Here is a 23,692-nt window from a genome sequence, read left to right on the forward strand (position 1 = left end):
GGGGTGGTTATGGGGTGGTTGGCTCGCTTCTTCAAGGGAGTGGGGTATCTCTTTCCTGCCCTTGACATAGGAACATCCTCCCTAAAACTGGTTCAATCGGAGAGAAAAGGCAGCAACTTCAAGGTAAAAGTTCACGGAATTTACGAATATAAAGAGCAGGTTTTCGCAGGTTCTGAAATAATAGACGAGTTTGAGCTTGTCCATTCAATCAGAGAGCTCTACGAACAGCTAAAAATTAAAGATAAACAGGTAACCATTCACGTTCCACTCCACGCCTGCTTCTACAGCGTAATCAGTATCCCCTCGGGAAAGGACCCTGAATCGGCCGTTATAGACTACATGAAGAGCCTTATATCCGCCGAGGAGTTCAGACAGGTAAAGATAGACTACAGGATTCTCCCCGTTGCCGTTGAGAAAGGCACCATAGATATAGCAATCGCCGCTGTTAAGCAGGAGTTCCTCGATAAAAGGATAAACCTGCTGAGGCAGGCCGGCCTTGAGCCTACGGTCATAGACATAGAGCCTGCCGCAATCAACAACCAGTTCTACCTTAACAACCCCGACCTTACGCCGGTTCCCGTGTGTCTTATAGACATAGGGGCAACCTACACGAAAATCGTTATAAGTTTTGGCGGTTACCCTTACATTACAAGGAACATAGAGTACGGGGGTATCTCCCTCACCGAGCAGATACAGAAGGAGCTGATGCTAAGCTTTGAAGACGCCGAGCGTCTGAAAAAGGGAGAGCCCGTGAAGGAGATGGACCAATCCTCCATAGACTCAATAGTGGACGACTTCTTCAAGAAAATAGTGACCGAGGCCCTCTGGACCGTTGAGAACTTTAAAGACAGGTTCAACCTCGAGGTGGAATCTGTCTACCTTTACGGGGGCTCTGCAAAGCTCCCCGATGCGGCCAAAAGGGTGGAGAGGTTCTCCGGCAAACCTACCTACCTTGGCTCTCCGCTCAGCTTTTCCGGTATTGTAGATTCTGAAGAGTTTGCCGTTGCTGCAGGACTAAGCATACGATACAAGGGTGACGGAAATGCTAAGGTTTAACTTCGCCGAGCTGAAAGAGTCAAAGTTTGAAAAGTACGTCCGTCCCGACCTTATTTTCCTCGTATTCGTGCTCCTGCTCGTTTTTGCCGTTTACTACTTCTGGGTCAGCTCTATTGAGTCTCAGATATCGGCCGTAGACTCAAAGATAGCCAGGTTGAGGGCCGAAAAGGCCAGACTGTTGCGCGTTCAACGGGAAGTTGGCAGGCTCAAGAAGCTCGAGCAGGAGCTTAAACACAAGCTCTCTGTTGTCTCCGAGCTTGAAAGGAAACGCCACGTTCCGCAGTTCCTCTACTTCTTCGGAAATCCCGACTACGTTAAGGGTATTTGGCTTACAGAGCTCTCCTCGAAGGGAAAACTCCTCCACGTTAAGGGAGCCACTTTCAACGTTAAAAGGGTTCCTCTCTTCCTCCAGTACGTAGAGACAAACCTTGGAAACGTTGTGTTCCGAGAAACAAAGAGGAAGGTCTTCTCGGACCGCAGACTGAGGCTGAATATCCCTTACTACCAGTTTAACTTTAGCGTGGAGATGAAAAATGGAGCAGCTAAGTAGCCTCTACGAGAAGTGGATAGAGACTCCCCGTTGGCAGAAGTGGATTCTCATCCTCTTTCTCGGAGCCCTTTTACTTGGCTTGCTTTACTACTACAAAATAGTTCCCCTTCAGCAAGAGCTCGCCCGTAAGAGAGCCCAGGCAGATACCCTTGCCCTGACGGTGAGCAGGCTTAAGGTCTTTGAGAAGCGCAGGGCTGCTGTTCAAAAGGAGATAAACCAGCTTGAAAAGCAGATTGCGGCTATAGAGAAGAAGCTCCCCACCGGAAACGAGGAGGTGAGTCAGATACTCAAATCCATAACCGGTGCCGACAGCGGTATGGTTATACGCTTCATTAAACGTGATAAACCTCACAGCAGTAAGTACTACGTGGCCTATCCCTATACCGTTCAGCTTGCCGGAACATACCCCAACTTTGTCAGGTGGTGTGAGCGCCTCTCCAAGGTCGATAGAATCCTCAACTTCGGCGATATCTCGATTGTTTCCTACAAGAAGAAACCTTCCAGTTTGCCCAGGAAAGGGGAGGAGGAGCGCTCCCCAGGCTATACGGTTGTAGCTACTCTGAAAATAAAGGCATTTACCTTGAAGAGGTAGTAGATGAGGTGGTTCGTTTTCTCGTTGGCTTTACTTCTGCCGCTATCTGCCTACGGTGAAATTGTAGACCCGTTTGTTAACCCGATTCAGAAGATTGTTGCTGCAGCCGAGGCCAAGCTGGAAAAGCAAAAGGAGAAGCCCAAGAAGGAGGCAGTAACCCTCTTTAAGCCTGTTCTCCCTAACGCTTTTAACACCTATGCAATACAGGGTGTGGTGAGGAAGGGAAACCAGACCTTCCTCGTTGTTATGGACCCACAGACGGGTCAGGTGTTCTTCTTGAAGCCGGGTTCTGCCGTTGCTCCCGATACCAAACTCGTTGCCATTGAGCCCGATAAGCTCATCTTCGAGAAGTACTACAGGTTTAAAGGGCGTATAGTGAAAAAACGGTACTCACTGAAAGTGAATCTGGGGGGTTAAAGTAATGGCCAGGTTGTTCCCTCTTGTTTTAACTCTTCTGTGTGCCCAGGCGGTTGCAGGGGAGGTTAAGTCACTCGACGTTCTTTACTCTACAGAGCCGGAGGGCTCAATACTTAGGGAGTTTGCCGAGTTTACAGTTAAAACCTCCGGAAGCTGCTCTTTGGAGCCTATATCTACTTCCGGTAAGGTGATAGACGTCCTCTTGAAGAACTGCTCCCTTACCAGGACCTACAACGTAGGTGCACGGGGAGGTCTTGTTCAGAGTGCCGTTTTAAAGCCGGTAGACGGCAGTTCGGAGCTTTTGATTAAGCTTAAAAAGAGCGGTGTTGCCCGGTTCTCGGAAAGGCCGGGAGAGCTAAAGGTTAAAGTCCTTGATGCTTCTTTCATAAAACCTCGGATATCCGTTGTAAAAACCGTTAGGGGAGAAGCTCTCTTAATCTCCCTTCCTACCAGCACCAAGTTCAACTCTCAGCAGGTCGGGAATAAGCTCTTTATAAGGTTCCCCTCTTTGAAGTTCGTTGAGGAGGCTTACCGTCCGACTTCACAGCTTGTAGAAAGGGTGGCGGTTACGAATACGCCTCAAGGGGGCGTTGTAGAGCTTGACCTCTCTCCGTCTGTTAAAGCTGCAGAGGTAGTTCCCGGAAGCTCCGGAGGTGTGGCTGTAAGGCTCTACGCTACGAATGCCGCTCAGGCTACCTCCCTTAAACCTTCACCTGCTGCAAGTTCAGGTACCGTCTCCGATAGAGGTCCCAAAATAGCCCTTAAGTTCACGAATGCCGATGTCAGGGCCGTTGTTAGGGCCATAACCAGCGTTGCCGGCGTAAACGTTGTGTTTGACCCCGAGGTTAAGGGAACCGTTAACGTAGATTTTGAGAAGCCCGTTTACTGGAAAGACGCCCTTAAGGCGGTGCTCGAGCCCCTTAACCTCACTTACATAGAGACTCCCGAGTACTTAAGAATACTTCCCAAGAGCAAGATTATAAAGGAGCAGAAGCTCGAGCCGGTTAAGACCTACGTTATACCCGTTAGCTACGTTTCTGCCGACTCCATAATGAAAGACCTTAAAGGAATAATAAAGGGAGACAACCGCGAGACCATAGAGGTCAATAAAGATACCAACGCTCTCATCTTGAAAGTTACCCCAACCCACTACCGGGAAATCCTCAAAGTTGTTAAGGCTATTGACCATCCCAGCAAGCAGGTTCTGGTTAAGGCAAAAATCGTTCAGCTCAGTGCAAAGGCGGAGAAGGACCTCGGCTTTACTTGGTTTATCAGCGGTTATAACCGCCTCGGAGATTCAAACCTTTCCACTTACACTGCAGGCAGTTACGGCTTTAACACCGCCGGTTACACTCCCCTTATATCCCCCGACACCTACGCCAACGTTTCAAAGATTCCCGTTATGGACTCTACGCTCGCCCTCGGTATTCTTAACAAGGCTCAAACTCTGCGGGTAGAGCTCGCCCTTAAGGCCCTTGAGGTAGACGGAGACGCCCAGATAATTTCGAGCCCGAAGGTTCTGACTCTCGACAATCAGGAGGCTTCAATCGAGCAGGGTATTGAGATACCTTACAGGGAGTCTACTGTAGGTGCCGGAGGGGCAACGTCCTACAGGATTGCCTTTAAGAAGGCTTCCCTTATCTTGAAGGTTAAGCCCCACATAACTAAAGACAACAACATACTGCTCGATATAGAGGTCCGTAAGGACTCTCCCAACTACGACTACGTTGCCATTACAGGCGGAAATGAGCCGGCGATTAACACCAGAAACGTTAAGTCCCGCGTTATGATTAGGAACGGAGATACGGTTGTTATAGGCGGTATCTACGAGAAGGAGCGTAGTAAGTCTCAGTCGGGCGTTCCCGTCCTCTCAAGGATTCCGCTTCTCGGGTGGCTCTTTAAGAATCAAACCGTTCAGGTAACTAAGAGTAAGTTACTTATCTTTATCACCCCCGTTCTCATTAACTCCGAGGGTAACGTTGAGGGAGGGAAGTAATGAAAAGGCTTATAGTACTTCCGGTTGCCGCCGTGCTTTGCTTCTCCTGCGGTGCGGGAAGCAGTAACTCGGTTTCCATTTCCGCCACAGACGTTGTTCCGAAAATCGAGCAGGACGTTCTCTGTTACACTACTACAAACTCGACCAACAGCACCCAGGTTCCCACCGTGCCTCCTGCCGTGGATTACACTTTTACCTTGAAGGCAGCAGACTTTAATTCGGAGTTCGGCAATATAGATGAGACGCTTCTTTTCCAAGGGTGCTCGGTGTCTGTAGAGCCTTTGCCCGGAACGCCATCTTTAGCTGCAGACCCTACGGTTCTAAACGATATAGTTACTTATACTTACTGTAGCTCCGATGATATTCCTCCCGGAGGTTCGGCTACGGCCTCTGTTACTTTCGACCAGTACTTGGTACAGGAGATGAATGGCCTATGGAAACAGCTTCAGCAGCCCCTCTCTTATAGGCTCACCGTTACTTATAACTATCAGGGGGCAAACTCCGACTTAAAGGCCTCGAAGAGTGTAACTTTTGCTGTAACCTTTGATAACTTTATATTTAACGCCGGTGATGCTTGTCAGTGATGGGTGTTGCCGGTTTTCTGCCCGTTGATAAGCCTTCGGGTATAACGTCTCACGACGTTGTCGATAGGGTTCGTAAACTGCTTCCCAGGCGGACTAAGGTGGGTCACACGGGAACTCTCGACCCGCTTGCCACCGGCCTTCTTGTTCTTGCCGTTGGGAAGGCCACCAAGTTCTCCCAGTTCCTCTTAAAGCAGGATAAGTGTTATACCGTTGAAGGGGAGCTCGGCCTATCTTCCCCTACCTACGATGTAGACGGCGAGGTCGTTAGTGTCCCCTGCCCGCCCCTGTCGGAGGAGGAGCTTCAATCTGCCCTCTCCCGCTTTGTTGGGGAGATTGAGCAGACGCCTCCTCCGTTCTCGGCCGTAAGGATAAAGGGGAAGCGTGCCTACCAGCTTGCCCGGGAAGGTAAGGAGTTTACTCTCCCCAAGCGCAGGGTAACCGTTTACTCTCTGAAGCTCCTCTCTTTCTCCTTCCCGAGGTTTTCCCTTGAGGTGTGTTGTTCTTCCGGAACTTACATCCGCTCGTTGGTTCACGATATCGGCCTTGCCCTCGGGACAGATGCCGTTGTTACTTCTCTGCGTAGAACGAAGGTTGGAAATCTGAGCGTTGAGTCTGCAGTTAAACTCTCTGAGTTAAACAGGGAGAACCTCTTCTCTTACCTCCTTCCCGTTGAGAGTCTGCTTCCGTTTCCGCACCTCAGTCTCTCTGATAAGGAAGCAGAGGATTTCCGCCACGGGCGGCGCTTTTCCGTTTCCGCCCCCGACGGAACTTACTCGGTCTGCTCCTCTTCGGGCTTTTTGGGGGTAGGGGAGGTTGTTAAGGGGCAGCTACGCCCCTTAAGGGTTATGTAGTTACTCCCCTACTGTCTGTTTCGGGTCTACGTTTGCGAACTGTAGAACCGGTTTTAGCTCTTCTATTATTTTCTGGTAGTCCGCTTCTCCCCTCTCTACTTTGTCCATCAGCTCTTCGAGCTCCCGTGTGAACTCTTCGGAGGTGTAGTGGGGGAAGTTCTCTGCCAGGTAATTGTAGACTTCTATTCCGAGTTTTGTGGGGTAGAGCCGGTGTCTCCTCTCTACGACGTACTTTCTGTCCAGAAGGGTCTGGACTATTTTCGCGTAGGTTGAGGGTCTTCCGATTCTCCGTTTTCTCATTTCCTCTACCAGCTCTCCCTGGGTGTAGGGTAGTACTTTCGGTATCAGCCGTTTGTGAACGGCCTTTACCGGTAGGTAGTAACTCTCCCCTTCGGTCGGCTCAAACGGAAGCTCTGTGACTTCTATCTGCGGGAGTATGAGGTTCCAGCCGTCTTTGGTTATTTTCGTTGTAAACTCCTCCTCTTTCTGAAGCTCGTCGGGTAGGAGTTTCACCTCCGCCTTTACTCTTTCCACCTCCGCCGGAACCATCTGAGACGCTATGAACCTCCTGAATATCAGGTCGTAAACGGCGTAGTGGTCTCTCTCCATTTTCACCGTTGAGCCGGAAACCGTAACGAGGGTTCTCAGCCCTTCTGCGTCGAGCGGTCGGGTGGGCCTTATGCACTCGTGGGCACCTCCTTCTCCCCAAGGCCTGAGTTTTACAAACTGGGGTCCGAACCGTTCGGTTATGAACTCTTTCGCCACGCCCATTCCGGCGGTTGATACCCTTGTGGAGTCGGTTCTGTGGTAGGTTATGAAGCCGCTTTCGAACAGCTCCTGGGCCACCTCCATCACCCTCTCTGCGGAGAGCTTCAGTCTGTCTGCAGCCTCTTTTAGGAGCTCTCCGGTGTTAAAGGGGGGTTTCGGGTTCTTCTCGGTTACCGAAACCTCCCTAACTTTTACCTTCACCTTATCGGCTTTAACCTCCTTGAGCTTCTGAGGCTCTTCCAGTTTGAACGTGAAGCTCACCCCTTCACACTCTACAGTTAGCAGCCCGATTTTCTCCTTGCTCTCTTCAAACCGCTCTATAACCCAGCCCAGAACCGGAGTTTGTACCCTGCCTGCAGAGAGCCAGCGTCTGTTAAACACCTTCCACAGGTGTTGGCTCAGAGAAAAGCCCACCCACCTGTCTGCAACCCGCCTGACTATCTGGGCTTTAACCAGGTTTTCGTCTATTTCCCTTGGCTCTTCAAGGGCTTTGAGGAACGCCCACTTTGTTATCTCGTGAAACTCCATTCTCTTCATGTTCATCTGGTAGGGCTTTAGGTTGCACCCTACATCCCACCCTATCTTCTCCCCTTCGGTGTCGGGGTCGCTCGCTATGTAAACCTCGTCTATCTCGAGTCCCAGCTCCCTCAGGGCCTCTACCACCGTTATCTTGTCTACGTCGGGCCTGCCTTCACACTTCGTACAGAAGTTTTCCGTTGTCTGCTCGTTGCACTTGGTGCAGTACTTGATTGTGTCGTAAACTGGTATGTAGTGTCCGTCTTCCTCTTTTACTCCCCAAACTCCGTCCCTCACCGTAAGGTCGAAAACGTGGCCCTTGGAGGCCGCAAGGAGAAGGAGCTTGTTCCCTATGTTAATCTCGTAGGCGTCAACGTCTTTAACCCTTCTCCTTACCGGTTTCCCGAAGAAGTTCGCAATTGTCCTGGCCTTGTTCGGAGACTCTACGACCACAAGCGCCGTTGTTACAAGGCTCTTTGTTTCAGGCGTTACCTTTCCTTCCAGTATCTCTCTCACTCGCTTTCTGTCCCGGTCTACCTGTTTGAATACCGCCTTTAACTCCTCTTCGGTTATGGTTGGCAGGCCGAGTTTCCCGGCGAACTCTTTACCTTTGTCGGTTTCCAGGACTTTAAACTCAACGTCCTCTAAGAAGAGCATTACCCTCTTCCTCAGGGAGTTGAGGGCCTTTACGTCGTCTACCACCATCAGGCTGACGCCCTTTGTGAGGCCGCCTGCAAACATCCTTGAGGTTCTTCCCGAGGCTTGAACGTAGCCTGCCGCGTCTCCCACTACCAGAACGAGCTCACCGTTTTTCTCCTTTAGGGAGACCGTTTCCGACTCCCGGATTTTCTTTAGAAACTCGGGGTTGCTCAGGTGGGCCTCTAAGAACTCCTTTATCTCCTGTAGTCTGCTCTTTATCTTGGGGTATCGGTCGAGGAGCTCCTCTTTCAGGGTCAGGTATCTCTTCAGGTAGCTTATGTAACCGTTAACTTTTGGAAGCTCCTCTTCTGAAAAGAGCTCCCTGAGAACGAGCAGAAGTCCGAACAGCTTTACCGGACTCAGGCTCAGTTTTACGCCGAACTCCATCTTCGGAACGCCCAAAAAGAGCGCATACCTAACGGCCTGGGGCAGGTCTATTCCCCTCGCCAGGGGGTTTCGGTAGCTCGATATGCCCACTGCCGCCCATATCTCTCCATTTACGAAGCGCTGCTGGTTTTCGGGGGTGAACTCTTCGTAGGATACGGCCGGTATTCCGTTTGAGTTGAGCGTTTCTACAACTCTGTCAACGTATTCCCTTCCCCTGTCGGCAGAGACGAACAGGAAGACTCCTTTGCCGAACTTCTTAACGGTTTCAACGGCCAGCTGAAGCTCGTCTTTCTCTGTGAATATTAAAACGTCCTCAACGTTTCTCAGGGCTGTTGCAGACTTGCCCACTTCAAAGCCGAGTAGCTCCCTGAAGAGCTTCACCCTCTTAGACCTCGGCTGAGATGTGGCAGAGGAGACCACTAAAACCCTGTCTATCTCCTCCCTTCGCCTCTCCAGGTGCTTTTCCAGCCTCTTTATCCTCTCGAGGAGCTTCTGGAGCTCCCTGCCGCTGCTTTTGGCCGCCTTTGCCTTTAAATCGATTACCTTCATAGCCAGCTCAACGTCTTCTTCCGTGAAGCCTAAGAGCATTATCACCTTGTCTACGTTTTTTGCGCTTTTGAGCAGGGAGTCTACGTCGTCTACGAACACAAAATCGAAAGGCTTGGGGATAATTTCAAAGTTCCTGTATAGGAAGTTGGTAGTTGTTACCAGTATCTCAAACTCCCCCGACGCTATGGTCTCTTTCTCCCGTTTCTTTCCGGTGTAGGCCACCACCTTTTTGTCTGTTAGCTTTTTGAGCCGTTCAACCGTTTGGAGAACGAGCAGTTTTGTGGGAACGAGAACGTAAACCTTCCCCTTCACAAAGGCCGAAGTTACAAGCCCCCACGTTGTTTTCCCTACTCCCGTCGGGGCTATCATCGTAAACGACTTCTTAAGGGCGACCCTCTTTGCCCACATAATTTGCAGGCTCCAGGGGGTAAAACCCGTTTTCTCCTTGAAAAACTCCGTAAACTCCTTAACGAACCTGTCTAACCGGCAGATTTGCTGGAAGTTTTGAAGCTCTTCAATCGCCTCGCAAATCTCCTCTCTCTCCTTCCACTTTAAAAACTCGGGCAGACACCTTTCACACGGCAGTCCGGCCTTTAACCTCTTGTCGGAGATTATCCTTCCGCAGTTCGGGCACATTCTGTGAAACTCTGCCACTTTCATTTCGGGCTCCGTAGCTTTTAAAATTTGAATAAAGTCTAACATAGCCGGAGGTATTGATGTTTAGGCACTATCTACCGACGAAGCTCCTCTTCGGCTGGTCTTCACTCGAGAGGCTACCGGAGGAGGTAAATTCCCTTAAACTGGATACCCAAAGGGTGGCCGTTATCTGCTCCCCTTCGGCGGTTGCCCACGGAACGGCCGGCAGGGTTGCCAAGATGTTCCCCTCCTCAGAAGTTGAAATCTTCGACTCTGTGGAGCCCGACCCCACAGTAGAAAACGCCCTCTCGGTGTTAAACAGCGTCTCCCGCTTCAAGCCGACCCTTATAGTTGCCGTAGGCGGAGGAAGTCCCCTCGACGTTGCAAAGGCCGTATCGGTTCTCCTTGAAAACCCCGGCAGCTTAGAGAGCTTCATAGGCGTTCCAGAACCCTTTGAAAAGCCGGGAGTACCCCTTGTGGCGGTTCCTACAACGGCCGGTTCCGGTTCGGAAGTTACCCCTTACGCCGTTTTAACCGACAGGAAGAAGCTCCGGAAGGCCCCTTTAATATCCTCTTACCTCTATCCCAAACTTGCAGTTGTAGACCCCGAACTTACCCTCACCCTGCCCAGGGAGGTAACGGCCAACTCGGGAGTAGACGCTCTAACCCACGCCCTTGAATCCTACCTTACCCAGAGGAGAACGCCCATATCCTCCTTCTACTCCTTGGAAGCCACTTCACTACTCCTGCGCTACCTTCCGAAAGCCTTCGGCAACCCCAACCACCGCGAGGCCAGAACAAAAGTTATGTTTGCGAGTACCCTTGCCGGAATGGCTATTGCAGACGCTGGTGCAGGTCTCGTTCACACCCTTGCCCACGTTGTAGGCGTTCTCTACAGGCTACCCCACGGCCTTGCAAACGGGCTTTTCCTCGTTCCGGTTATTCGCTTCTACGGACTCTCCGTAAAAGACGACCTCAACCGAATAGCCTCGTTTGTGGGCTTAAACGGAGCCGAGGATTTCCTCTCTGAACTCGAAAGGTTGCTTACCTTCCTCAGAATTCCCCGGCGACTCTCCCAGGTGGGAATCCCCTCGGAGGATATTCCGAAAATAGCCTCCATGGCGATGGCAAAAAAGTTCCTCATGGGGAGCTTGCCCAAAATCCCTACGGAGAGGGAACTTATAGAGCTTCTTCAAACTTTAGTTTAAAACTTGCAGGTTAAACATTTAGGTCTTGTTAAACTTTCTGGCGGTCGCTATTCTTATAGCGAACAACAATAATAAGCGGGCGGTTCCCTCCCCTACAAAGGGGAGGGAGGGGGGTTAAAGGGCCAGGACGGGGATTTTCCCCGTCTCTACTCTTTCCCTGTCGAGCAGGTAGGTTTTCCCAGCCTCTACTGCAAGTCCTTTTCCCCCGAGCGTCTCAATCAGTTTAACCGTTTTTATCCCAACCGTCGGAACATCTACTCTCATATCCTGCTCTCTTCTTGCGGCCTTACACACAACAAACCCCTTTCCCGCGAGTGCCGCTCCCCGCTTTATACACTCGTCGGTTCCCTCTATCCCCTCAACGGCAATAACCGTTTTGTTCTTCACCACAACCGTTTGACCTATGTCCAAGGAAGCTATCTCCTTTGCAATCTCCATACCGAACTTAAGGTCCTCCAAAACCTCTTCAGAAGGGGGCTTACCGATAATCTCTCCCTTAGTTAAAAGCAGCCTCTTAAGATATGATTCAGGATTTGCTACCTTAACGCCCCTTTTCTCGAGTTCTTCTATTATACCTATTATAATCGTTTGAGGTTTCCTATCTTTTAATTTCATTAAGAATGAAATCGCTTTCAGGTCGAGCCCTTTAAGGTCAACTGCTGCTTTGTGTTCAACTTTACCCAACAGGAAGAACTTGGCAGGACGCCGCCTCTCTACCTCTTTGAAAAACTTACCCAGCTTAAACGGTTTTATCCATACCACTTCGTCGGAAAGCTCTTCCACTTCGGGGTTCGTTATACCTTCAAGGGCAAAGGTGATTACGGCCTCTCCCCTTTCCCTTGCGCTTTTTAAAAACTCTACCGGAAGCTTCCCGGCCCCTGCCAACAGCCCTATCCTACTTTCCTGCATCTCTCTTCACTTTGTCGAGTATTGCGTTAATGAACTTGGGGCTCTTTTCGTCCTCTCCGTAGCTTTTGGCTATCTCAACCGCATCGTTTATAACCGCTTCAGGTGGCGATATCTCCTCGTTGAGGATTTCGTAACTTGCAACCCTCAGTATAGACCTGTCCATCGGCAGCAGTCTCTCTATTACCCACCCTTTCTTAAGGTGTTTGCCTATTGCCCTGTCTACCTCTTCAAGGTGTTCTATGGTTTTCTTTACAAGGTATTCAGAAAGCTCCTTGATTTCTTCCTTCTCCTTACCGAAGTCGCTCCAGTAGTTCTCGGTAACCTCTTTCAGCGGGAGGTTGCCTACGTCTACCTGGTACATTATCAGGCAAGCGTGCTCCCTTGCCTTTTTCTTCTCCCTGTTTGTTAACGCCACAGTTAAACCTCCTTCAGGAGGTTGACCATCTCTATTGCAGTAAGCGCCGCTTCCCAGCCTTTGTTGCCGGCTTTGGCTCCGGCCCTGTCTATTGCCTGTTCCACGGTATCTGTAGTCAACACTCCGAAAATCACCGGTTTTTCGGTTTCCAAGGCGGCAAGCGCCACACCTTTGCTTACCTCTGCCGCCACGTAGTCGAAGTGGGGCGTTTCTCCTCTTATTACGGCTCCCAGGGCTATAACTGCATCGAACTCTTCCCTCTTTGCGAGTCTTTTGGCAACGAGGGGAATTTCAAAAGAGCCCGGCACTTTGAAAACGGTGATGTCCTTTTCGTCACAGCCGTGCCTGAGCAGGCAGTCTAATGCGCCCTCAAGGAGCCTCTCGGTTATAAACGAGTTGAACCTGCTTACAACTACTGCAAACCGCAGTCCGTCTGCCTTTAGCTTACCTTCCACTACTCTCATTCCTCACTCCCGTTGCAGCCGAAGAACCTTCCGCACAGCTCTCTGAGCCGCCTTTCGGCCCCTTCCATTATGTCTTTTATTATTTCGGCTGCGCTCTCTTCCTTGTTTACGTAGCCTACCACCTGACCTGCCATAACCGAGCCCCACTCAACGTCTCCCTGCTCTGCTGCAAGGCGGAGCCTGCCCCTTCCGAGCTCTTCCAGCTGCTCTTTCGGGGCTCCGGAGAACTCAAGCTCGGCAAACTTCTTCGTCAACTTGTTTTCAAGGAGCCTGACCGGGTGGCCGGTTGTTATCCCGGTTACTGTAACCTGGTTGAAGCGGGCCTTCAGGATTTTCTCTTTATACTTCGGGTGAACGTTACACTCTTTGGCAGCCAGGAACCTCGTTCCTACCTGAACGCCCTCGGCACCCAGGGCAAATGCAGCTGCCGCCTGCTCGCCCAGTGCTATACCGCCGGCGGCTATTACCGGTATCTTCACCGCTTTTACTATTGACGGAATGAGTGCCATTGTTGTCAGTTTCCCTATGTGGCCTCCGGCTTCCATTCCTTCTGCTACTACTGCGTCTACCCCTACTCTCTCCATTCTCTTTGCGAGGGCGTCGCTTGCCACAACGGGAATGACCTTTATTCCCTTCTCTTTAAATGCCGGTATGTACTTTCCGGGGTTTCCCGCTCCGGTTGTTACAACCGGAACTTCTTCGTCGAGGCAGACCTGGATTATCTCTTCGGCGTTTGGCATCATGAGCATTACGTTAACGCCGAAAGGTTTGTCGGTAAGCTCTTTACACTTTCTTATCTCCTGGCGGAGCTCCTCTGCGCTCCTGCTTCCCCCCGCTATGATTCCCAGTCCGCCTGCGTTGGAGACTGCTGCGGCAAGCTCTGCATCTGCTATCCAGGCCATTCCGCCCTGGAGGATTGGGTACTCTATTCCCAGTATTTCACATATTCTCGTTTTGAGCATTTTCCCTCCGGCTCCTTGGGATAGGTCTATTTTAACAGCAAACTACAGTCTTGCCACGCAGGCTCCCCAGGTAAAGCCTCCTCCAAAGGCCACCATGAGGACAAGGTCGCCCTCTTTGGCTCGCCCTTCTCTAACGGCTTCGTCGAGGGCTATCGGAATGGAGGCGGCGCTGGTGTTCCCGTATTTATTGAGGTTTATAAATATCTTCTCGGTGGGGATGCCCAGCCTTTCGGCAACTGCGTTTATTATCCTTACGTTGGCCTGGTGGGGAACCAGGAGCTTCACCTCTTCCGGCTTCACCCCCGTTTTCTCAAGAACCCTCTGGGCCGACTCAACCATTGTCCTCACCGCCACTTTGAAGACCTCATTTCCCTTCATCTTTACGTAGTGGGGAGGCTCTTCGTTTGAGCCGACCGATGCAACCGCAAGGAGTTCACCGTACGAGCCGTCGGCTCCCAGGTCGAACCCCAGTATCCCCTCTTCGGAGCTCTGCTCTAAGACAACTGCTCCTGCGCCGTCTCCGAAGAGTATGCAGGTTGTCCTGTCCTTCCAGTTGACTATCTTCGAGAAGCGCTCGGCCCCTATTACAAGGGCCCTTTTGACCCCCTTGCTTCTCATTATGGAGTCGGCCGTGTAGAGGGCGTAGATGAAGCCGGTGCAGGCCGCAGATAGGTCGAAGGCAACGGCCCTTTTGTTCTCTATTTTTGCCTGGACTTTGCAGGCCGTAGAGGGGAAGAAGGCGTCGGGGGTTGCCGTTGCTACTATTATCAGCTCCACTTGGTTGGGGTCTCTTCCTTTGAGGGCCCTGAGGGCCGCTTCTGCGGCCATGTCGGATGTTGTTTCGCCTTCGCTGATTCGGCGCTCTTTTATCCCGGTTCTTGTGGTAATCCACTGGTCGGAGGTGTCTACCATCTTCTCAAGGTCGAAGTTCGTAAGCACCTTGTCGGGCAGGTAAGAGCCCGTTGAGACGATTTTAATCCCCATTGGCCTTCCCGTATTTTTCTATCTCTTTTTCTATGTGGGCGTTTAGGTCGCTCTCTACGAACTGTCCCGCCGTTCTTATGGCGTTCTTTATCGCTTTTGCGTTGGAGCTTCCGTGGGAGATTATAACCGGTGCCTTTATACCCAGGAGCGGTGCACCGCCCCACTCGGCGTAGTCGATTCTGCGTTTGAAGCTCTTTATTGCAGGTTTGAGGGTTATGGCCCCTATTCTCGATATAAAGTGTCTCTCTATCTCCTCTTTCAGTATCTTTGCCAGTATTTTGGCGAGGCTTTCGCTCAGCTTCAGGCAGACGTTGCCAACAAAACCGTCACACACTATAACTTCAAAGTCGCCTGAGTAGATGTCCCTTCCTTCCGCGTTCCCTACAAAGTTCAGGCCCTTTTCCCTTGCCCTCTTGAGGAGCTTATAGGCCTCTTTCGTCAGCTCGTTGCCCTTTCCCTCCTCTTCTCCCACGTTCAGAAGGCCCACCCTCGGGTTTTCGTCGCCGAGGACGTATTTTGCGTAGGCGCTTCCCATTACCGCAAACTGGAGCAGGTGGTGGGGCTTGCAGTCTACGTTTGCTCCAACATCAAGGAGGAAGGTGTGGCCCTTAAGGTTGGGGAGTATCGCCGATATTGCCGGCCTGTCTACTCCCTTGAGCCTTCCCACGGTAAACAGGGCAACCGCCATAACCGCACCGGTGTTTCCGGCACTGACAAAAGCGTCTGCCTCCTTCGACTTTACCAGGTTCAGGCCCACGTGGAGGGAGGAGTTCCTCCTCTTGATAGCCTTTGAGGGCTGCTCTTCCATCGGGACGGCGTCTTCTGCGTGGACGACCTCTATGAGCTCTTTCGGGTAGTCGAGCCTGCTCAGCTCCTCTTTTACCTTTTTCTCGTTGCCTACCAGTATAACGCTGGTGTTGAACTCCTTGGCAGCCTGAACCGCTCCGAGAACGGGGACGCGGGGGGCAAAGTCTCCCCCCATTGCGTCGAGGACTACCTTCATCTACTCCTCAACCTCTACTACGGTCTCCCCTTTGTAGTAGCCGCAGTACTTGCAGACCCTGTGGGGGAGCTTCGGGTTGTAGCAGTTGGGGCATACGGAGATTGCGGGGTTCTTGGCCTTCCAGTGGGTTCTCCTCTTGTCCCTTCTGGTCCTTGATACTTTTCTCTTGGGAACTGCCATCGCGCTACTCCTTTTCTGAGAGTTTATTTTGAAGCTCTTTCAGCTTTGCCCACCTGGGGTCCACTTCCTTTTCGGTCTTCTCCTTTACCTGCTCCTCTTCCCCTACGGAGAAGCTGATTGTGCTCTCCTCACACTCCTTGCTGCAAACCGGCTTTACCGGCAGGTTCAGCAGGACTTGTTCGTTAACCACCTCCGCAAGGTCCATTACGGTTTCGTCGGAGAATTTTATATCAAGGTCTCCCTTCTTTATCTGCCCTCCGCCTATTTCGGAGGTGGGCATAAGCTCGTAGTGGAACGGCTGCTCAACTTTGTGGGTGAACTTCTTGTTGCACTTGCTACAGGTCAGCTCGACCTCGCCTGTAACTTTCCCTTTAACGTCGTAGCCTACCGGTTTCCTCCTCACTTCTATCTCGAGGTTAAACGGCGAGGATTTGCTGACCTCTTCTTTCGGAAGGTCCACCTGCGACGACTGTATCTGGGTTTTAACCTTTATCGGCTCTTTAGCCGTAACTTCGTTGAGGTTTATCTTCCGCTTCACGGCTTCACCTTAAATAGGGTTGAAAATTCGGAGCATAAAATTATGCTTGGCTTCCCTTTTTGCAATCGGCCCCGGCTTTACTTATGTTTTAGAGGAACAAACTACCGGAGGATTAAATGAAGAAGCTGACCGTAGCACTTCTAACCCTTGTTGTTGCAACCTCTTCTGCCGCATCCGCAAAGGTCCTTGCCGAGGTAAACGGGAAGAAGATTACAGACAAAGACCTTAACGCCGCAATCGACTCTCTCCCTCCCCAGTACCACACCCTCAAGAACAACCCCACTTTCAGGAAACGGATGCTCGAGAACTTGGTTAAGGAGGAGCTCCTCTACCAGGAAGCCCTTAAAGAGGGTCTTGAGAACGACCCCGCCTTTAAGCGCCGTTTGGAGCAGATAAAGAAACGCCTTCTGGTTCAATACCTCCTCTCTAAACACGTAAAACCTCCCAAGGTAGAGGTTACGAAGAAGGAGGCAAAAGCCTTCTACGAGAAGAACAAGAAGATGTTTACCGATGCCACCGGAAAGCAGGTTCCTTTCTCGGCCGTTGAGCCGTTTATAATGGAGAACCTTAAGAGGCAGAAGGAGCAGGAGGCCCTTAACAGGGCGGTTGAGAACTACGTGAAGAACCTTGAGGCCCACGCTAAGGTTAAGATTTACGGAAGCTCCGGCTCTGCTAAGTAGGAGGCGCCATGAAGCGGTTTCTCCTTTTACTCTGTTTGTTCTTGTTGCCCCTTACTTCCCAGGCTAAGGTTGTAGATTACATAGCCGCCGTTGTAAACGGCCAGCCGATTCTCTACAGCGATGTTGTCCGGTTTGCCCGTGAAAACCACATAAACAACTTAAGAGTTGCCCTCGACAGGCTCATAGAGAGGGAGATTCTCCTTACCCAGGCAAGGTCGGAAGGGATTTCCGTTTCCGATAAGGAGCTTAAGACGGCCCTCCTTGAACTTGCCAGGAAGAACGGCTTTAAGAGCCTTGAAGAGTTTAAAAAGGCCCTCGAGAAGGAAGGGATACCTTTCTCCCGGGTAGAGGAGAGCGTAAAAGACCAGCTCATAGTGGCCAAGCTCATAGCGAGGGACGTTCGCTCCAAGGTGAAAGTTTCCGACATTGAGCTTGATAAACTCTGCTTAAAAGTTGAGGGTAAACCCGAGAGGGAGGTTTACTACATCTACACGAAGAACAGGGCCGATGCCGAGAAAGCTATGGAGCTCCTTGCAAACGGTGTTCCCTTTCAGAAGGTTGCGAGGGAGCTCTCCCAGGACCCGATGACCGCTCAGAACGGCGGTTACCTTGGATACGTTTCTCCCGGTATGTTGGTTAAACCCCTCGACCGGGTTGTTTGGAGTATTAAACCGGGCTCTTACAGGCTCGTTCGCCTGAAAGACGGTTACTACATAGTTTACGTTAAGGGCGAGAAAAGGGGGCAGTGTAACAGGGAGAAGCTCCGTGAGCAGCTCTTTGCCCAGCGTTTTCAGAAGGCCCTCAAGGAGTACATAGAGAACCTGAAAAGGAGCGCCAGCGTAAAGGTTTACATGTAACCGGAGGTGGTTTTTGGTTACGGTTAAGCTGAAGCCGATGTTTCAGATTCTCGAGGAGCTTAAACCTTACTCGAAAGTTTTCGTTGTGGGCTGTCAGCTGGGCTCCGGTAGGTGCAGAAACGGAGGGTTACGCGAAGCCTACAAGGTTGCGGGTTACCTTGAGCTTCACGGGATAAAAGTTGTCGGCGTTAAGAGCCCCGGAGGCACCTGTATCCTCGAGAAGATAGACTCTCCCCAGAAGAGCCTGCTCAGGGAGATATCGGAGAAGGCGGATGCCGTTTTATCCCTTGCCTGCGGTGCCGGCACCCAGCTGATAGCCGAGAACGTTTCAATTCCGGTGAAGACCGGCGTTACAACCCTTTTCATCGGGGTTGAGAGGGAGCGGCGCTACTTTGACGAGTACTGTATAGCCTGCGGCGACTGTGTTATCTCTGATACCGGCGGTATCTGCCCGGTTGCCAGGTGTCCAAAGTCCCTCGTAAACGGCCCTTGCGGCGGTGCCATAGCCGGTAAGTGTGAAGTTGACCCTTCTGTTCCTTGTATCTGGTTTAAAATTTCCCAGCGGATGGAGGAGCTCGGGGAGCTTGACAGGCTTAGAGAGAGCGTTCCTGCAAGGGACCACTCCCGTTCCGTTTACCCCCGAAGGCTTCACTTGGAGGAGAGGGATTGAGCTTCAGGCAGAAGTTAGAGGCCGGAAAGTTCGTTATAACCGCCGAGGTTGCACCCCCTCGGGGAACGGTCTTCTCACTTGAAGCCCTTGAGCCGCTAAAGGGCAAGGTTGACGCCTTTAACGTTACCGACTGTCAGCGCTCTATGGTCAGGATGTCTCCCCTTGTGGCGGCGAAGCTCCTCCTCGATGCCGGCTTTGAGCCGGTTCTTCAGCTTACCTGCCGCGACAGGAACAGAATAGCCCTTCAGGCAGACCTCTTGGGGGCTTGGGCACTCGGCCTTGAGAACCTCTGCCTTATGACCGGAGACTTCACCACCTTAGGCGACCAGCCCGATGCAAAGCCGGTTTTCGACCTTGACTCGGTTCAGCTTATAGAGCTCGCCTCCTCTTTGAACGGGGGGAAGCTCCTCAACGGCAAGGAGATAGACCATCCGACCGACTTCTTCATAGGTGCCGTTTTCAACCCTTTTGCAGGCCCGGAACGCCTGCAACTTTTTAAGCTTGAAAAGAAGGTAAAAGCCGGAGCCCGTTTCATCCAGACTCAGCCGGTTTACAGCCTTGAAGTTGCCCAAAGGGCCTGCAGCCAGATAAGGGAGGCCGGCGCAGTTCCCATTGTGGGTCTGCTTCCGGTAAAGAGCTTGAAAATGGCCTCCTTTATAGAGAAACTAAACCCGGGCTCCGTTCCCCCTTCCCTCCTTGAGGGCCTTGAGCGCTCTCGGGACCCGGCCCGGTACGGGTGGGAGTTTATCCTTGAGCTTGCAGAGGCGGTAACGGAATTTGCGGGAGGGGTTCACTTTATGCTTACCGGTAGACCCGACCAGCTCGCCCGCTTTATAGACTATCTGAGAAACAGCAGTCCTTACAACCACCGTTTCTGAGGCCTGGTATGGAGATAGAGAACCTACCTGTTCACGTTGGCATCATTATGGACGGAAACGGCCGGTGGGCAAAGCGCAGGGGGCTACCCCGTATAGAGGGCCACAGAGTCGGTGCTCAAACTACGGAGAGGATAGTTATAGCGGCAAGCAACATCGGAATTCGTTATCTATCGCTTTTTGCCTTCTCAACGGAGAACTGGAAGAGGCCAAAGGAGGAGGTAAACTTCCTCTTCCACCTTATGTACGAGTACGTAAGGAGCAAGTTGAACCTCTTCCTCGAGAACAACGTCCGTTTTAGGGCTATGGGGCGGCTCTGGGAGCTTCCCACCTACCTTCGAGAGGGTTTTGCCTGGATGGAGGAGCAGACCGCCCACTGCACCGGAATGACCGCCGTTTTTGCCGTTAACTACGGCGGCCGCCAGGAGCTTTTAGACGCCTTTAACAGGGCCGTGGCCGCCGGTGAAAGGGAGCTCACCGAGGATACGCTCAGGAAGTACCTTTACCTTCCCGAACTCCCGGACCTTGACCTTCTCATAAGAACCAGCGGGGAGCTCAGAATCTCCAACTTTCTCCTCTGGCAGTCGGCTTACACGGAGCTCTGGTTCACCCAGACCCTCTGGCCCGACTTTACCGAGGAGGAGTTTAAAAAGGCCCTCTTAGACTACTCCCGCAGGGAGAGACGTTTCGGCGGGCTGAAATGAGAGAGCGTTTACTTGGTGCACTCCTTGTGGTCCTTTACGCCTCCCTTATGGTTTTCGGCCCTCCTACCCTTTTCTACGTTCTCGTTTACCTGCTCGGTGTTGTTGCCGTTATAGAGCTCTTTCAGATGGCAGAGCTCGAAGAGTTTTCACCTCTGGGGATACTCCTTTTCTCCTTGCTTTTCCTGTTTGCCGTGAATATTGAAAAGGCGGTTGCCCTGCTCTCTTACTACTTTTCCACCTTTGCGGTTCTCTTCCACACGAGCACACTTTTTTACAAGCTGCTCCTTTCGGTCCCTGCGATTTTCGGCACCCTTCTCCTTGCCGCCTTTGCCCTTTACGGGATGAAGCTCCCCCGGAACTTCTTTCCGGTTCTCTACTTCCTCGTTTACCTCTCATTCGGGTTCGTCTCCATTGCCCTCCTTCCCAAGCACCTCTTCTTGCTCCTGATTGCCCTTGTCTGGTCTACCGATACCTTTGCCTACCTGGTGGGCCGCTACTTCGGCAGGAGGAAGTTAGTTCCCTCCTTGAGCCCCAAGAAGACCGTTGAGGGGGCACTGGGCGGCTCTCTCTTCGGGACGCTCTTCTCCTTCCCCGTTGCCCTGAAGTTTGGTATCCTTGAGCCCGGAATCACCGCCCTGTTCATACTCTTTTTCCTTACGGTGGTCTCTCAGCTGGGAGACCTCCTTGAGAGCGCTCTGAAGAGGCTGTTCGGAGTTAAGGACTCCGGCTCCACGATTCCCGGGCACGGAGGTGTGCTCGACAGGCTCGACAGTGCCGTTGCCGTTGCACCTTTACTACTACTTCTCGGGGGTGTTTGATGGAGTTTGTAGAAATCGGCCACGGAAGCGGAGGGAAGCTCACCAGGGAGCTGATAGAGAACCTGTTCCTTAAGTACTTCGGCTCTCCGGAGCTTCACACCCTTTCGGACGCTTCGTACCTGAACCTCGGCAGCTCCGAGCTTGCCTTTACAACAGATTCATTTGTTGTAAAGCCCCACTTCTTCCCGGGAGGGGATATCGGAAAGCTCTCGGTTGCCGGAACGGTTAACGACTTAACCGTTAGCGGTGCAGAGCCTAAGTTCTTAACGGCCGCCTTCATAATCGAGGAGGGCTACCCCTTAAAAGACCTTGAGCGTATCGTTGCCTCTATGGCCGAAACTGCCCGCAGTGCCGGTGTTTCGATAGTTGCCGGCGATACTAAAGTTGTTGAGAAGGGAAAGTGCGACGGCGTTTTCATAAACACCTCCGGCGTTGGTAGGGTGGTGAGAAGGCTCTCCCCCTCCCTTGCCAAACCGGGCGACCTCGTGATAGTTACCGGCTACCTCGGAGACCACGGAATAGCCATATCCCTTGCCCGGGAAGAGTTTGAAGTTGAAACTCCCCTTGAGAGCGACTGTGCACCTTTAAACGGCCTTCTCACTCCCCTTTTTGAGCTGCCCGGCCTCCGCTTTATGAGGGACCCTACCCGCGGAGGTGTGGCCACTGTTCTCATTGAGTTTTCCGAGTCTTCCGGTTTGGGCGTTGAGCTGTGGGAAGAGTCCCTTCCCGTCAGAGACGAAGTTAAGTTCATCTGTGATATGCTCGGCTACGACCCTTTGTACCTTGCCAATGAAGGCAAGGCCGTTGTTGTAGTTTCCGAAGAGGATGCCGACAAAGCCTTGGAGCTTCTGAAATCCCACCCCCTTGGAGAACACGCTGCCGTTATAGGTAGGGTAACAGATTTTCCGCAGGTTCTCCTTAAAACGAGGGTGGGTGGTATCCGCAGGCTCGAGCTCCTTGAAGAGGACCCGCTTCCAAGGATATGCTGATGGAGCAGCTTCTAAACAAACACCTTATACTGACCCTGCTTTTTTCCTACTTCCTCGTTTTTCTGGTGATACTCTTCGACAGGAAGTTCTCTGTGGGTATGTGGAGGGAGCTTCTCACCTCCTCCCTCCTCTCCCTTGTTCAACTGATTGCCGTAGCTTTCGTTATTCTCTACCTCCTGAAGCTCAACGTAGAAGCACTCAACTTCGCCGTGGTTCTGCTCTTTTACTTCAACGCCTCCCTCATAGCGGCCCGCAGGTTCACCCTTAAGGCCTACCCCAAAAGACGCGTCTTCCTCATAGTTTTTGCGACCATATCCCTTATCACAACCGCGGTTTTAACGCTTCTGTACTTGGCCGGTTTACTCACCTTGAAACCCAACTCCCTCATTCCCCTTGCTGGCATAGTAACTGCTGCCGGTATGAGGAGCCTCTCCCTGGCCTTTAAGTACTTTAAGTCTAAGGTTGAAGCTCTCTCAGACGTTCTGCTTGGAATGTTTGCCCTGGGAGCCTCCGACGTTGAAGTCTTCAAATTCCTCTTCCGCTCCCTCATAGACGACATAACCGTTCCCGTCAGGGACATGTTCCGCTCTGCCGGAATAGTTCACATTCCCGGCGTTATGGTTGGGCTACTTGTGGCGGGCATCTTCCCTCTAAAGGCTGCCCTGTTTCAGTTTGCTATACTTAGCACAATGGTTTTTCAGTTTACCTTTGTTCCCGCTGTTGCCCTCTTTTCCCTTATCTACACATCCGGACTCAAACTGGAGGCTTAAATGGTAGAGTTAGGCGTTAACCTTAGCGCACAGGAGCTTGTTAAGGCGATACACGCCCTTGCCCCCAAGGACAGAAAAGTAAAAATCATGAACGTTTGCGGCTCCCACGAGCACACCATAACCCACTCCGGAATGAGGGCCCTAATGCCCGAAACTATAGAGCTCGTTCCCGGCCCCGGTTGCCCGGTGTGCGTCTGCTCCGAGAGCGACGTTATAAACGCCATAAACCTCTCGAAGCGGGACGATACCATTCTGTGCACCTACGGCGATATGCTCAGGGTTCCCACCAGAATCGGCTCCATCAGGAGCAACGGCGGTAACTACAAAATGGTTTCTGCACCCCACGAGGTTCTTAAAATTGCCGAGCAGAACCCCGATAAGAACGTTGTTTTCTTCTCCATCGGTTTTGAAACAACTACCGCTCCTACCGCAGCCCTACTTGAAATGGGGGTTCCCGATAACTTCTACCTTCTCACTTCCCAGAAGCTTACCCCCGAAATAATGGAGCTGCTCGTAAAAGACTCAGAAGTTGGAGTAGATGCCTTTGTGGCTCCCGGCCACGTTTCAACAATCGTAGGGGCAAATGCCTGGAGAGTCTTCCCCGAAAAGTATGGAATACCCACCGTTGTTGCCGGTTTTGAACCGGAAAACCTGTTGCTTGCAATAGCACGCATTCTCCTTCAGCTGAAAGAGGGCAGGGCAGAGCTTGAAAACGTTTACAAAGGCGTTGTTAAGCCCGAGGGGAATAAAAGGGCCCAGGAGCTTATGTACAAATACTTCTATAAAACTGCAGTAAACTGGCGCGGCATCGGCTACATACCGGACTCCGGCCTTGAGCTCCGCCCCGAATATAACCACCTTAACGCCAAAGTTGTCTTCAACCTACCCGAAATTCAGGAGGAGAAAATTCCGGGCTGCATCTGCGACCGGATTGTCCTCGGGAAGGCCTACCCAACCGACTGTAAACTCTTCGGTAAAGGCTGCACCCCCCGGGACCCGAAAGGTCCGTGTATGGTCTCCATGGAGGGCGCTTGCAATATATGGTACCGCTTCGGCAGGTAGGAG

General features: G+C 51.8%; 25 protein-coding genes and 1 pseudogene. 17 read left to right on the top strand and 9 right to left on the bottom strand.

The features are described 5' to 3' along the window. Nucleotides 1-9 precede the first annotated feature (9 nt). Genes pilM through truB form a run of 7 tightly spaced genes read left to right on the top strand, consistent with a single transcriptional unit; the run spans nt 10 to nt 6,046 of the window. Entirely contained in the window at nt 10-1,056 is a 1,047-nt protein-coding gene (pilM, locus tag THEAM_RS04535) for a pilus assembly protein PilM (protein WP_013537652.1), read from the top strand. Continuing rightward, the gene (locus tag THEAM_RS04540; protein WP_013537653.1) at nt 1,043-1,606 is read left to right on the top strand and encodes a PilN domain-containing protein; all 564 of its coding nucleotides are present in this window, start codon (nt 1,043-1,045) and stop codon (nt 1,604-1,606) included. The genes pilM and THEAM_RS04540 overlap by 14 nt, the downstream gene beginning before the upstream one ends. Next, nucleotides 1,590-2,198 (top strand): type IV pilus inner membrane component PilO, encoded by a 609-nt coding sequence (locus tag THEAM_RS04545; protein WP_013537654.1) that lies wholly within the window; start codon nt 1,590-1,592, stop codon nt 2,196-2,198. The genes THEAM_RS04540 and THEAM_RS04545 overlap by 17 nt, the downstream gene beginning before the upstream one ends. Nucleotides 2,199-2,201: 3 nt before the next feature. Then, nucleotides 2,202-2,615 carry a hypothetical protein gene (locus THEAM_RS04550; protein WP_013537655.1) on the top strand — a complete coding sequence of 138 codons (414 nt, stop codon included), beginning with the start codon at nt 2,202-2,204 and terminating at the stop codon, nt 2,613-2,615. Nucleotides 2,616-2,619: 4 nt separating this feature from the next. Then, the gene (locus THEAM_RS04555) at nt 2,620-4,611 is read left to right on the top strand and encodes a type IV pilus secretin PilQ (protein ID WP_013537656.1); all 1,992 of its coding nucleotides are present in this window, start codon (nt 2,620-2,622) and stop codon (nt 4,609-4,611) included. Further along, the gene (locus tag THEAM_RS04560; protein WP_013537657.1) at nt 4,611-5,195 is read left to right on the top strand and encodes a hypothetical protein; all 585 of its coding nucleotides are present in this window, start codon (nt 4,611-4,613) and stop codon (nt 5,193-5,195) included. Before THEAM_RS04555 ends, THEAM_RS04560 begins: the two co-directional genes overlap by 1 nt. Next, nucleotides 5,195-6,046, top strand: coding sequence for a tRNA pseudouridine(55) synthase TruB (truB, locus tag THEAM_RS04565; protein ID WP_013537658.1), 852 nt, complete (start codon nt 5,195-5,197; stop codon nt 6,044-6,046). Before THEAM_RS04560 ends, truB begins: the two co-directional genes overlap by 1 nt. On the opposite strand, the gene rgy is transcribed toward truB, so the two are convergent. Beyond that, nucleotides 6,047-9,625: a reverse gyrase gene (gene rgy / locus THEAM_RS04570; RefSeq protein ID WP_013537659.1), complete on the bottom strand. Its 3,579-nt coding sequence runs from the start codon at nt 9,623-9,625 to the stop codon at nt 6,047-6,049. It abuts the gene before it with no gap. A gap of 56 nt (nt 9,626-9,681) precedes the next feature. On the opposite strand from rgy, the gene THEAM_RS04575 reads away from it, so the two are divergent. Continuing rightward, the gene (locus tag THEAM_RS04575) at nt 9,682-10,809 is read left to right on the top strand and encodes an iron-containing alcohol dehydrogenase family protein (protein ID WP_013537660.1); all 1,128 of its coding nucleotides are present in this window, start codon (nt 9,682-9,684) and stop codon (nt 10,807-10,809) included. 114 nt (nt 10,810-10,923) lie between these two features. On the opposite strand, the gene THEAM_RS04580 is transcribed toward THEAM_RS04575, so the two are convergent. The 8 genes and pseudogenes from THEAM_RS04580 to THEAM_RS04615 all read right to left on the bottom strand — a co-directional run bounded on the left by THEAM_RS04580 (nt 10,924) and on the right by THEAM_RS04615 (nt 16,264). Further along, a complete protein-coding gene (locus THEAM_RS04580; protein ID WP_041439434.1) occupies nt 10,924-11,718 on the bottom strand; it encodes an LpxI family protein in 795 nt (264 codons plus the stop codon). Continuing rightward, a complete protein-coding gene (gene nusB, locus THEAM_RS04585) occupies nt 11,705-12,133 on the bottom strand; it encodes a transcription antitermination factor NusB (RefSeq protein ID WP_013537662.1) in 429 nt (142 codons plus the stop codon). Before nusB ends, THEAM_RS04580 begins: the two co-directional genes overlap by 14 nt. 2 nt (nt 12,134-12,135) lie before the next feature. Further along, complete coding sequence (gene ribH, locus THEAM_RS04590; protein WP_013537663.1) at nt 12,136-12,597, bottom strand: 6,7-dimethyl-8-ribityllumazine synthase; 462 nt, start codon at nt 12,595-12,597, stop codon at nt 12,136-12,138. Next, nucleotides 12,594-13,559, bottom strand: coding sequence for an enoyl-[acyl-carrier-protein] reductase FabK (gene fabK / locus THEAM_RS04595; protein ID WP_013537664.1), 966 nt, complete (start codon nt 13,557-13,559; stop codon nt 12,594-12,596). The genes ribH and fabK overlap by 4 nt, the downstream gene beginning before the upstream one ends. A 42-nt stretch (nt 13,560-13,601) precedes the next feature. Continuing rightward, a complete protein-coding gene (locus THEAM_RS04600) occupies nt 13,602-14,543 on the bottom strand; it encodes a beta-ketoacyl-ACP synthase III (RefSeq protein ID WP_013537665.1) in 942 nt (313 codons plus the stop codon). Further along, nucleotides 14,533-15,525 carry a phosphate acyltransferase PlsX gene (gene plsX, locus THEAM_RS04605; protein ID WP_425478106.1) on the bottom strand — a complete coding sequence of 331 codons (993 nt, stop codon included), beginning with the start codon at nt 15,523-15,525 and terminating at the stop codon, nt 14,533-14,535. Before plsX ends, THEAM_RS04600 begins: the two co-directional genes overlap by 11 nt. Nucleotides 15,526-15,618: 93 nt before the next feature. After that, nucleotides 15,619-15,726, bottom strand: a pseudogene (rpmF, locus tag THEAM_RS09855) (50S ribosomal protein L32); the annotation flags it as partial. Nucleotides 15,727-15,730: 4 nt separating this feature from the next. Then, nucleotides 15,731-16,264, bottom strand: coding sequence for a YceD family protein (locus THEAM_RS04615; RefSeq protein ID WP_013537668.1), 534 nt, complete (start codon nt 16,262-16,264; stop codon nt 15,731-15,733). Between the two features lie 116 nt (nt 16,265-16,380). On the opposite strand from THEAM_RS04615, the gene THEAM_RS09455 reads away from it, so the two are divergent. The 9 genes from THEAM_RS09455 to hypD are packed head-to-tail and all read left to right on the top strand — an operon-like array spanning nt 16,381 to nt 23,689. Further along, a complete protein-coding gene (locus tag THEAM_RS09455) occupies nt 16,381-16,944 on the top strand; it encodes a SurA N-terminal domain-containing protein (RefSeq protein ID WP_013537669.1) in 564 nt (187 codons plus the stop codon). An 8-nt stretch (nt 16,945-16,952) separates the two neighbouring features. Beyond that, nucleotides 16,953-17,801, top strand: coding sequence for a peptidylprolyl isomerase (locus THEAM_RS04625; RefSeq protein ID WP_013537670.1), 849 nt, complete (start codon nt 16,953-16,955; stop codon nt 17,799-17,801). Nucleotides 17,802-17,814: 13 nt separating this feature from the next. Continuing rightward, on the top strand, nt 17,815-18,471 hold the full coding sequence (locus THEAM_RS04630) for a methylenetetrahydrofolate reductase C-terminal domain-containing protein (RefSeq protein ID WP_013537671.1): 657 nt from the start codon (nt 17,815-17,817) through the stop codon (nt 18,469-18,471). Continuing rightward, nucleotides 18,468-19,349 carry a methylenetetrahydrofolate reductase gene (locus tag THEAM_RS04635; RefSeq protein WP_013537672.1) on the top strand — a complete coding sequence of 294 codons (882 nt, stop codon included), beginning with the start codon at nt 18,468-18,470 and terminating at the stop codon, nt 19,347-19,349. The genes THEAM_RS04630 and THEAM_RS04635 overlap by 4 nt, the downstream gene beginning before the upstream one ends. Nucleotides 19,350-19,357: 8 nt before the next feature. Beyond that, nucleotides 19,358-20,050, top strand: coding sequence for a polyprenyl diphosphate synthase (gene uppS / locus THEAM_RS04640; protein WP_013537673.1), 693 nt, complete (start codon nt 19,358-19,360; stop codon nt 20,048-20,050). After that, entirely contained in the window at nt 20,047-20,868 is an 822-nt protein-coding gene (locus tag THEAM_RS04645) for a phosphatidate cytidylyltransferase (RefSeq protein WP_013537674.1), read from the top strand. Before uppS ends, THEAM_RS04645 begins: the two co-directional genes overlap by 4 nt. After that, nucleotides 20,868-21,857 (top strand): hydrogenase expression/formation protein HypE, encoded by a 990-nt coding sequence (gene hypE, locus THEAM_RS04650; protein WP_013537675.1) that lies wholly within the window; start codon nt 20,868-20,870, stop codon nt 21,855-21,857. Before THEAM_RS04645 ends, hypE begins: the two co-directional genes overlap by 1 nt. Beyond that, nucleotides 21,857-22,627, top strand: a complete 771-nt coding sequence (locus THEAM_RS04655; protein ID WP_013537676.1) for an ABC transporter permease — start codon at nt 21,857-21,859, stop codon at nt 22,625-22,627. The genes hypE and THEAM_RS04655 overlap by 1 nt, the downstream gene beginning before the upstream one ends. After that, on the top strand, nt 22,628-23,689 hold the full coding sequence (hypD, locus tag THEAM_RS04660; RefSeq protein ID WP_013537677.1) for a hydrogenase formation protein HypD: 1,062 nt from the start codon (nt 22,628-22,630) through the stop codon (nt 23,687-23,689). The last annotated feature ends 3 nt before the right edge of the window (nt 23,690-23,692 follow it).

The organism is Thermovibrio ammonificans HB-1 (assembly GCF_000185805.1).
GTDB lineage: Bacteria > Aquificota > Aquificia > Desulfurobacteriales > Desulfurobacteriaceae > Thermovibrio > Thermovibrio ammonificans.

Coding starts and splice junctions, on each gene's coding strand:
- pilM (WP_013537652.1), top strand. CDS start 10: ATGGGGTGGTTGGCTCGCTTCTTCAAGGGAGTGGGGTATCTCTTTCCT.
- THEAM_RS04540 (WP_013537653.1), top strand. CDS start 1,043: ATGCTAAGGTTTAACTTCGCCGAGCTGAAAGAGTCAAAGTTTGAAAAG.
- THEAM_RS04545 (WP_013537654.1), top strand. CDS start 1,590: ATGGAGCAGCTAAGTAGCCTCTACGAGAAGTGGATAGAGACTCCCCGT.
- THEAM_RS04550 (WP_013537655.1), top strand. CDS start 2,202: ATGAGGTGGTTCGTTTTCTCGTTGGCTTTACTTCTGCCGCTATCTGCC.
- THEAM_RS04555 (WP_013537656.1), top strand. CDS start 2,620: ATGGCCAGGTTGTTCCCTCTTGTTTTAACTCTTCTGTGTGCCCAGGCG.
- THEAM_RS04560 (WP_013537657.1), top strand. CDS start 4,611: ATGAAAAGGCTTATAGTACTTCCGGTTGCCGCCGTGCTTTGCTTCTCC.
- truB (WP_013537658.1), top strand. CDS start 5,195: ATGGGTGTTGCCGGTTTTCTGCCCGTTGATAAGCCTTCGGGTATAACG.
- rgy (WP_013537659.1), bottom strand. CDS start 9,625: ATGAAAGTGGCAGAGTTTCACAGAATGTGCCCGAACTGCGGAAGGATA.
- THEAM_RS04575 (WP_013537660.1), top strand. CDS start 9,682: ATGTTTAGGCACTATCTACCGACGAAGCTCCTCTTCGGCTGGTCTTCA.
- THEAM_RS04580 (WP_041439434.1), bottom strand. CDS start 11,718: ATGCAGGAAAGTAGGATAGGGCTGTTGGCAGGGGCCGGGAAGCTTCCG.
- ribH (WP_013537663.1), bottom strand. CDS start 12,597: ATGAGAGTAGTGGAAGGTAAGCTAAAGGCAGACGGACTGCGGTTTGCA.
- fabK (WP_013537664.1), bottom strand. CDS start 13,559: ATGCTCAAAACGAGAATATGTGAAATACTGGGAATAGAGTACCCAATC.
- THEAM_RS04600 (WP_013537665.1), bottom strand. CDS start 14,543: ATGGGGATTAAAATCGTCTCAACGGGCTCTTACCTGCCCGACAAGGTG.
- plsX (WP_425478106.1), bottom strand. CDS start 15,525: ATGGGGGGAGACTTTGCCCCCCGCGTCCCCGTTCTCGGAGCGGTTCAG.
- THEAM_RS09455 (WP_013537669.1), top strand. CDS start 16,381: ATGAAGAAGCTGACCGTAGCACTTCTAACCCTTGTTGTTGCAACCTCT.
- THEAM_RS04625 (WP_013537670.1), top strand. CDS start 16,953: ATGAAGCGGTTTCTCCTTTTACTCTGTTTGTTCTTGTTGCCCCTTACT.
- uppS (WP_013537673.1), top strand. CDS start 19,358: ATGGAGATAGAGAACCTACCTGTTCACGTTGGCATCATTATGGACGGA.
- THEAM_RS04645 (WP_013537674.1), top strand. CDS start 20,047: ATGAGAGAGCGTTTACTTGGTGCACTCCTTGTGGTCCTTTACGCCTCC.
- hypE (WP_013537675.1), top strand. CDS start 20,868: ATGGAGTTTGTAGAAATCGGCCACGGAAGCGGAGGGAAGCTCACCAGG.
- THEAM_RS04655 (WP_013537676.1), top strand. CDS start 21,857: ATGGAGCAGCTTCTAAACAAACACCTTATACTGACCCTGCTTTTTTCC.
- hypD (WP_013537677.1), top strand. CDS start 22,628: ATGGTAGAGTTAGGCGTTAACCTTAGCGCACAGGAGCTTGTTAAGGCG.